General features: G+C 63.9%; 9 protein-coding genes and 1 tRNA gene. 4 read left to right on the top strand and 6 right to left on the bottom strand.

All coding sequences use genetic code 11. The features are described from left to right. Positions 1–513, top strand: a 513-nt coding sequence (locus VJ897_RS14050; protein WP_324056336.1) for a helix-turn-helix transcriptional regulator, incomplete at its 5' end; no start/stop codon positions are given. Here the strand turns inward: VJ897_RS14050 and VJ897_RS14045 are convergent. The 4 genes from VJ897_RS14045 to VJ897_RS14030 all read right to left on the bottom strand — a co-directional run bounded on the left by VJ897_RS14045 (position 431) and on the right by VJ897_RS14030 (position 3,609). Continuing rightward, positions 431–808 (bottom strand): DUF2237 family protein, encoded by a 378-nt coding sequence (locus VJ897_RS14045; protein ID WP_324056335.1) that lies wholly within the window; start codon positions 806–808, stop codon positions 431–433. The two genes, VJ897_RS14050 and VJ897_RS14045, sit on opposite strands and share 83 nt — an antisense overlap. Beyond that, positions 808–1,980: a serine hydrolase domain-containing protein gene (locus tag VJ897_RS14040; protein ID WP_324056334.1), complete on the bottom strand. Its 1,173-nt coding sequence runs from the start codon at positions 1,978–1,980 to the stop codon at positions 808–810. The genes VJ897_RS14045 and VJ897_RS14040 overlap by 1 nt, the downstream gene beginning before the upstream one ends. A gap of 140 nt (positions 1,981–2,120) precedes the next feature. Beyond that, the gene (gene pth / locus VJ897_RS14035; protein ID WP_324056333.1) at positions 2,121–2,795 is read right to left on the bottom strand and encodes an aminoacyl-tRNA hydrolase; all 675 of its coding nucleotides are present in this window, start codon (positions 2,793–2,795) and stop codon (positions 2,121–2,123) included. A 160-nt stretch (positions 2,796–2,955) separates the two neighbouring features. Continuing rightward, entirely contained in the window at positions 2,956–3,609 is a 654-nt protein-coding gene (locus VJ897_RS14030; RefSeq protein ID WP_324056332.1) for a 50S ribosomal protein L25/general stress protein Ctc, read from the bottom strand. A gap of 220 nt (positions 3,610–3,829) precedes the next feature. Between VJ897_RS14030 and VJ897_RS14025 the strand changes: the two genes are divergently transcribed. Continuing rightward, positions 3,830–4,987: an MFS transporter gene (locus VJ897_RS14025; protein ID WP_324056331.1), complete on the top strand. Its 1,158-nt coding sequence runs from the start codon at positions 3,830–3,832 to the stop codon at positions 4,985–4,987. Here the strand turns inward: VJ897_RS14025 and VJ897_RS14020 are convergent, their stop codons facing one another. Together VJ897_RS14020 and trpA are read right to left on the bottom strand one after the other, a co-directional pair. Next, positions 4,988–6,151, bottom strand: a complete 1,164-nt coding sequence (locus VJ897_RS14020) for an alpha-hydroxy acid oxidase (RefSeq protein ID WP_324056330.1) — start codon at positions 6,149–6,151, stop codon at positions 4,988–4,990. A 123-nt stretch (positions 6,152–6,274) separates the two neighbouring features. Next, on the bottom strand, positions 6,275–7,066 hold the full coding sequence (gene trpA, locus VJ897_RS14015) for a tryptophan synthase subunit alpha (RefSeq protein WP_324056328.1): 792 nt from the start codon (positions 7,064–7,066) through the stop codon (positions 6,275–6,277). Positions 7,067–7,203: 137 nt separating this feature from the next. On the opposite strand from trpA, the gene ychF reads away from it, so the two are divergent. Beyond that, positions 7,204–8,301 carry a redox-regulated ATPase YchF gene (gene ychF / locus VJ897_RS14010; protein ID WP_324056326.1) on the top strand — a complete coding sequence of 366 codons (1,098 nt, stop codon included), beginning with the start codon at positions 7,204–7,206 and terminating at the stop codon, positions 8,299–8,301. Between the two features lie 84 nt (positions 8,302–8,385). Next, a tRNA-Ser gene (locus tag VJ897_RS14005) sits at positions 8,386–8,475 on the top strand.

The following is an 8,475-nucleotide window of genomic DNA, read 5'->3' as shown; positions in this document are numbered from 1 at the left end:
TTCTGTGCGGCGTTTTTTGTATGGACGATCCTCGAATCCCTGCTCGGTCTGCCACCCATCGGTTGGCAGACTTACGAACTGATCCAGATCGGGGCGGCCGTCGGCCTCGTTCTGGGCATCGCCATGGCGGGCGTGGCCTTGCGTCGGGCGCATCGGCGCACTGCCCAGGTAGAGCAGAAATTGCGGGCGGCATCCGGGGCCTTCCTCGAATTGATGCAGGACAGGTTCGAGGATTGGAGCCTGACCCCGGCCGAGATGGACGTGGCGCTGTTTTCCATCAAGGGCATGTCAACGGCCGAAATCGCCGCCCTCAGACAAACCTCGGAAGGAACCGTCAAGGCGCAGACAAACGCCATCTATCGCAAGGCCGGGGTGAGCGGACGGCCACAGCTTCTGAGCCTGTTCATCGAGGATCTGATGGATGGTGCGGTCAGCCCGCGTCCATCGCGTATTGCCGAAGAACCTCCAGCGGAACGATCTCGAGCGCCCGTTGATGCGTCGCCGCCAAGCTGACCTTGGGTGCGCAGCCTTCGTCATGGGCCTGTAGAAAACGGCTGGCACAGAGGCACCACTGATCGCCTGGTTTGAGCCCGGCAAAGCCGAATTCCGGGCGCGGGCTGCTCAGATCGTTTCCGACATATTTCGAGTAGGCCAGGAATTCGGCGGTCAAGACTGCGCAAACGGTATGACTGCCCCGATCCTCGGCACAGGTATTGCAGGCCCCGTCCCGAAAGAAGCCGGTCACGGGGTCTATCGAGCACTGGGTGAGCGCCTCGCCCAGAACATTAACGGAAGTGTCTTTCTGCATCAGTCGAGTGCCTCTGCAATCTGGCGGAACATTGCCACGTTCCGCTCGTTCACACCATCTTCTCGAAACGCGCGGTCGGCCCCGTTCACGGCGATGACCACGCCCCTTGGTGTATCGATATAGAGGTATTGGCCATAGATGCCACGCCCCATGAATTGCCCCGGTTCTGCCCCCACAGGAATCCACCATTGGTACCCATAGCCGATTTCACCCGGATCGGTCGGGGCCGAGGCGCGGGTGCTTTCGGTGATCCAGTCCTTTGATACGATCCGTTGACCGAAGGCGATCCCGCCATTGGCCACCATGTGCCCGAACAGCGCGTAGTCACGCGTGGTCAAGTTCAGCCCGCCCAGCACGAAGGCGACCCCATGTCCGTCGGTGACGTAATGGGGTTCGACCGTCAGGCGCAGCGGGTGCAGCACCTTTTCGTTGAGCAGCTCGGGAATGGGCCGCCCGGTTGCTCCCCGGATCACCATGCCGATCACATGCGTATCGATTGAGACATACTGCCAGCCGGTGCCGGGCTGGGCAAATGTCTCGTCCAGCCCCCTGGCAAAGCGGTCCATTGAGCGACCCATGGCCAGGACGCGGCCCATCTTGTTTATATCGCTCCAGAAATCCAGGTAGTCTTCGTCGAATACCACGCCCGAGGACATTTGCAGCACATCGCCGATTCTGGCGCCGTCATAGGCGGTGCCCACCAGGCGAGGCGCGTACTTTGTGATCGGGTCGTCAAGGCTGTCTATGGCCCCCTCTTCGTGGACAATGCCGAACAGCACTGACAGGAAACTCTTGGCGACCGACCAACTGATCCGGGTGCGCTGGGCCGGATCGTCGGTGCGCCCCGGGGCGGACAGCGGGTAGGCTTCGTGCCGGATCACACCGTCCTTGAGCACCACGATGCCTGTGACAGCCCGCGCCTCGGACCAGGCGCGATAGCCAGAAGGCATGGTCATGGACGCCCCTTGGGCAAGCTGGTTGGGCCGCACGTCCGCCAGCGGCATGGGGGCCGTCTCGAAGACCGTGCCCATGCTGGTGAAATTACCCACGATCCGGCCCGCATCGAACAGGGTTATGACCGTTGAAAGCCGCGCGATACGGTCACGCTGCCACAGCGCGAGCAGCGCCAGCAGAGCGACAAAGACAATCAGAACGCGCCGGAATGGTCTCATGGCTCGAAGGGTGTCACGCGCCCATGCGTCGGGCAAGCATCAGCCGCGGACATGGAACCAAAGCCGGTGAAATTCGATCCGGCCCGGGTCCGGCGTGGTATCGCCCGGCCTGATCCTCGAACGTCGCTGCCAGGCGGTGGTCACTTGAAGCGATCCGCGAGTCTCTGAAGCGGGCTGCGGTCATCTTCGGGCTCTGGCTCGGGCGCAGGCTTGGCCACGGGTTTCGGCGCCGGTGTCGAAGGCCGGGCCGGTGCCACACGCGCGGCGACGGCATTGAGGAATTTCGGCCCCTCGTCCTGTGCAAGCTGGGCCGCGCCGTCCGAAATGCCGCGCATCTCGTCGTCCAGCCAGTCGTGGTCGGCCTTGGCGAAGTCCGAAAGCACGTAGCCGGATACCTTGTTCTTGTCGCCGGGGTGGCCGACGCCAAGTCGCACCCGGTCGTAATGCGGCCCGATGTGCTGGTGGATCGACCGCAGCCCGTTGTGGCCGGCGTGTCCGCCGCCGGATTTCAGGCGCACCTTGCCCGGTGCCAGGTCAATCTCATCGTGAAAGACGATTACGTCGGTGCTGTCCAACTTGTAGAACCGCATCGCTTCACCGACGGACTGGCCGGACAGGTTCATGAAGGTCTGCGGCTTGAGCAGGATGACCTTTTCTGTTCCCAGCCGCCCCTCGGTCAGCTCTGCCTGGAATTTCGACCGCCATGGCGCGAATCCTTGATCCTCGGCGATCCGGTCCACGGCCATGAAGCCGATGTTGTGACGGTTGCGCGCGTATTTCGCGCCGGGATTTCCGAGTCCGACAAGGAGTTTCATGGCCGCTGTATAGCCTTTGGAACGGGGTCGGGGCCAGTCCGAATGGAGTCCCGCGCGAACGTCGGGTGTCCCGCTACTGTGGCGCCCGCGCTGGATTTGCCATGTACAAAGAAAAAGGCGCCCTTGGTGGGCGCCTTTCGCAGTCTCATAGCGCGAGGGATCAGCCTTCGTCGGTATCCTGCTCGGTGGCGGGCACTTCGTCAGCTGCGGCCTCACCTTCTTCTTCGTCCTCTGCGGCGGCCAGGCTCGACGGAGCTTGCACGTTGGCGATGACGAAGTCGCGGTCGATGGTTGGCTTGGACCCCGCCGGCAGATCAATCGAAGAGATCGTGATCGTGTCGCCGATCTCCAGCCCTTCGAGCGACGCGGTCAACTTCTCGGGGATGTCGCCGGCGGTGACGATCAGCTCGACCTCGGGGCGGACAACGGTCAGGATGCCCCCCTTCGTGAGGCCGGGGCACTCGTCCTCGCCCTCGAATTCGACCGGGATGAACAGGTTGATCTTGGTGCTGCGCTTCAGGCGCAGCAGGTCAAGGTGCGTCGGCAGGTCCTTGACCACGTCGCGCTGGACGTTGCGGCAGATCACGCGCACATCCTCTTGACCCTCGACCTTCAGGTTGAAGAGCGTCGAGAGAAAGCGCCCGTCCCGCAGCCGCTTGATCAAGGCGTTGAAGGGGATGTTGATGGGCAGCGGATCGGCCTCGCCTCCGTAGACGATGCCGGGCACCATGTGGTCGCGCCGGGCTTGACGGGCCGCGCCCTTGCCCGTGCCTTTGCGTTCATGTGCGACAAGATCGGGAATCTCACCAGCCATAGGTCTGTCCTTTCAATTCGCGCACCCCGAGATCTGTTCGGGGCCCACTTTGCCATGAGAGGGCCCCCGTGTTGGCAGGAGGACCCGATGAAATCGCGCGTATAGGATGGTTTGAGGGTGTTGAAAAGGGGGACCTTGCCTGCAACGGGTGGAAATCGTGCCCCCGGTTCCGGACGTTGTGGGTCTTGCCGTCGTGACCTGTCTGTGGTCAATCCCCGTCATGTCGATTGTGAGCGCTATCAAATTGTCCCGGATCCCCGGCTCCGCCTTCCTGGCGCTTGGCCTCTTCTGGGGAAGTTTTGCCGCGCAGGTCCCATCGCTCAAGGCCGGTCTCGGGGCGTCGGACGGGGTTTTCGGAACGTTGCTTCTGGGGTCCTCCATCGGCTTGGTCACGGCCATGCTGATCGCGCCGCGCGTCGATGCCCGATTGGGCGCGCACAGCATGCAGACCGCGGCCTTGCTGGTGGCGCTGGCCATGCTTCTGCCCGGGATCATCTCGGTGCCCTGGGGCTTCTTCCTGGTCATGGTTCTGCTGGGGTTCTCGGCCGGTCTGCTGGACGTGCTGATGAACACCCGCGTCAGCGACCTGGAGGCGGCCACGGGCCGGCCCCTGATGAACGCCAATCACGCTCTGTTCTCGGTCGGCTATGCGGTTGGGGCCGTGCTGGCAGGACTGGGGCGCGAGGCGGGCCTGCCCGCGTTGATGATCTTTGCCGGTATCGCGGCGATCATGGTGTTGGTGGTGCTGGGGCTGCGGATGCAGCCCGCCGCCGAGGAAGGCGACGACCCGGTTGGCACGCAGTCGCCGTTCGCCCCGGTGATGCTCTGCGGGCTCGTGGTTCTGGTGGCCTTCGGGGCCGAGGCCACGGTCGAGGCCTGGTCTGCCTTGCATATCGAGCGCACCCTTCAGGGCGGAGCCGCAGAGGGCGCCATGGGCCCTGCCACCCTGGGCCTGACGATGGCCTTCGGCCGCTTTGCCGGACAGGCGGTGTCGCAGAAGTTCCGCGAAACGAATGTCGTGATGGTGGCGGCCTGCGTCTCGGCCGTGGGCGCGGTGATTGCCGCCATGGCGCCGACCCCGGTCGTGGCTTACCTTGGCTTCGGGGTCCTGGGCCTTGGCGTATCGGTGATCGGGCCGCTGGCGCTGGGCTTGGTGGGCAAGCTGGTAACCTCTCGTCAAAGGTCCCGGGCCATTTCGCGCGTGTCGATCGTGGGGTTTTCGTCGTTCTTCTTCGCACCTGTCCTCATGGGCTGGTCGAGCGAGCTCTGGGGGCTGCGCGTATCCTATGCCGGGGTCGCCGGAACGCTGCTGATGGCGGTGCCGCTGGCACTCATGATCCGGGGGCTCCAGGCACGCAGGGCACCCCGCGGGGCGTGATCACTGCCAGTTGCCCTGGAAATCATGGGGCACCATCAGGATATCGCGGTCCAGCGTGGTGACTTCGCGTCGGCCGCACAGGCCCATCGAGATGTCCAGTTCCTTGTGAAGGACTTCCAGTGCCTTGGTCACGCCGGTCTCGCCCATTGCCCCGAGGCCATAGGTGTAGGCGCGGCCGATATAGGTGCCCTTGGCCCCCATGGCCAGTGCCTTGAGCACGTCCTGCCCCGATCGGATGCCGCTGTCGAGATGCACCTCGATCCTGTCGCCCACGGCATCCAGGATCGCCGGAAGAGCACGAATGGAACTCAGCGCCCCGTCCAGCTGCCGCCCGCCATGGTTGGACACGATGATCGCGTCGGCGCCGACGTTCAGTGCCTCCAGAGCGTCGCGCGGGTCCATGATGCCCTTGATGATAAGGGGGCCGTCCCACATCTTGCGAAACTGCCGGATGCGGTCCCAGTCCAGCGCCTGATCAAAAGCCTCCGCCGTCCAGGTTGCCAGCGACGATCCGTCCGTTACCCCCTTCGCATGGCCCACGACATTGCCGAAGAACCGCCGCTTCGTGCCCAACATGCCCAGCCCCCAGCGCAGCTTGGTCATCATGTCGGCCACGGATTTGGCTGTCAGTTTGGGCGGGGCGGACAGCCCGTTCTTGAGATCCTTGTGGCGCTGGCCCAGAAGTTGCAGATCGACCGTGATGACAGCGGCCGAGCACTTGGCCGCTTTCGCGCGATCGAAGAGGCGCTGCATGAAGTCGTCGTCCTTAAGGGTGTAGACCTGCATCCAGAACGGTTTTTCGGTGTTCTCGGCCACATCCTCGATCGAGCAGATCGACAGTGTGGACAGCGTGAAGGGCACGCCGAACTCTTCGGCCGCGCGGGCGGCCTTGATCTCGCCATCGGCCGATTGCATTCCGGCAAGGCCAACGGGGGCCAGGGCGACGGGCATGGAAACGTCCTGTCCGATCATCCGGCTGGCCGTGCTGCGGCCGGTCATGTCCTTGGCGACGCGCTGGCGCAGGTAGATTCTGTCGAAATCACTGGTGTTCTCGCGAAAGGTGCGTTCCGTCCAACTGCCCGACTCCGCGTAGTCATAGAACATCTTGGGCGTGCGGCGCTTGTGAAGACGCTTGAGGTCCTCGATGCAGGTAATCACGGGCATGGCAGTGCTTTTTATCTGTATTGGTAATGTTCCATTACCAATTTGACCGGCTCATCGCAACGACAAAGCGTGCCCGACCCCGCGGCCCATGCCGCCGGGCTCTGGATACAACGATCGCGGGGGTCAGGCCGAATGGGCCCCGTCGGCAAGGGTCTTCACGAAGGCCAGGACGTCAGCGACGCTGTCCCCCTTGGCGATGCGGTCCACGATGGCCGAGCCCACGACCGCGCCATCGGCCACCTCGGCAATGGCCCTGGACCTGTCCGGTGTCTTGATCCCGAACCCGACGATGACGGGCAGATCCGTTCGGGCCTTGATCCGGGCCACTTCGGGGCCGACGTCGCCCGCTTCGGCATTCGCGGCACCGGTGATGCCGGTGATCGAAACGTAGTAGACGAATCCGGAGGTGTTGGTGAGCACCTTGGGCAGGCGCTGGTCATCCGTGGTGGGCGTGGCCAGCCGAATGAAGTTCAGCCCGGCCTCCTGCGCAGGAATGCACAGTTCGTCGTCTTCCTCCGGCGGCAGGTCAACGACGATCAAGCCGTCGATCCCCGCTTCGTTTGCCTCTTCCAGGAACCGGGCGACGCCGCGCGAATAGATCGGGTTGTAATAGCCCATCAGCACGATTGGCGTCGTATCGTCCGACTTGCGCAATTCGCGCGCGATCTGCAGCGTCTTGTCCAGGGTCTGCCCGCCCGAGAGCGCACGCTGCCCGGCCAGCTGGATCGTCGGTCCGTCGGCCATGGGGTCGGTAAAAGGCTGGCCCAGCTCGATGATGTCGACCCCGGCACCCGGCAGGCCCTTCACGATCTCCAGAGAGGTCTCGTAGTCCGGGTCGCCCGCCATGACATAGGCGACGAAGGCCTTGCGGCCGGCGGCGCGCAGGTCCGCGAATTTGGCGTCTATGCGGGTCATGGGCGGTCCTTTCCACTGCGTCGCCCCGATGTGCTGCAATTCGGGGGCGAGATCAAGCGCGCCGCACCCGGTGCCGGTCTTGCAGGCCCGCGCCCCAGGCCCTATGAGGCGCGAAACGCCAAGCGAAGGAGCGCGACATGGGGTTCAAGATGGGTATCGTCGGCCTGCCGAACGTGGGCAAGTCGACGCTGTTCAACGCGCTGACGCGGACAGCCGCTGCACAGGCCGCCAATTTTCCCTTTTGCACGATCGACCCCAACGTCGGCGAGGTCAACGTGCCGGACGCGCGATTGGACAGGTTGGCCGGGATCGCCAAGTCGAAACAGGTCATCCCGACGCGCATGACCTTCGTCGATATCGCCGGCCTGGTCAAAGGCGCAAGCAAGGGCGAGGGGCTGGGCAACCAGTTCCTGGCCAATATCCGCGAGGTCGACGCCATCGCCCATGTCCTGCGCTGTTTCGAGGATGGCGATGTCACCCATGTCGACGGCCGTGTCGATCCTGTCGCCGATGCCGAGGTGATCGAGACCGAGCTGATGCTGTCCGATCTTGAAAGCATCGAGAAGCGCCGCGCCGGCCTGGTTCGCAAGCTCAAGGGCAACGACAAGGACGCGCAGCAGCAGGATCGTCTGCTGGCCGCGGCGCAAGAGGTCCTGGAAAACGGCCAGCCGGCCCGCGTGGTCGAGGTCGACGCGGAAGACGCCAAGGCCTGGAAAGGTCTGCAATTGCTGACCACCAAGCCGGTGCTGTTCGTTTGCAACGTCGGTGAGGCCGAGGCGGCGACAGGCAACGCCCACGCGACCGCCGTTGCGGATATGGCTGCCGCCCAGGGCAATTCCCATGTCATCATTTCGGCCCGGATCGAGGAGGAGATCAGCCAGCTCGATGCCGAGGAAGCTGAGATGTTTCTCGGTGAGATGGGCTTGGAAGAGGCGGGACTGGATCGCTTGATCAAGGCGGGCTATGCCTTGTTGCAGTTGGAAACCTATTTCACGGTCGGCCCCAAGGAGGCCCGCGCCTGGACGGTTCCTGCCGGCACGCGCGCCCCGCAGGCCGCCGGTGTTATCCATGGCGACTTCGAAAAGGGATTCATTCGCGCCGAAACCATATCTCATGACGACTTCGTCGCGCTGGGCGGTGAGCAGGCCGCCAAGGAAGCCGGCAAGATGCGCGCCGAGGGGAAGGGCTATGTCGTCAAGGACGGTGATGTGCTGCACTTCCTGTTCAACACCTGACCAGATTGCGCTGCAGGCAGTGTGACTCCCGTCGAGGGAATTCAGCCCTTGCCCCCCAAAGCGGCTTTGATTAGACGGGTCAGCGGAGACGTGGCCGAGTGGTCGAAGGCGCTCCCCTGCTAAGGGAGTAGGCGGGAAACCGTCTCGAGGGTTCGAATCCCTTCGTCTCCGCCA

This window comes from Salibaculum sp. (genome assembly GCF_035270045.1).
Lineage (GTDB): Bacteria > Pseudomonadota > Alphaproteobacteria > Rhodobacterales > Rhodobacteraceae > Salibaculum.
This window is presented reverse-complemented; position numbering and strand designations above follow the sequence as displayed.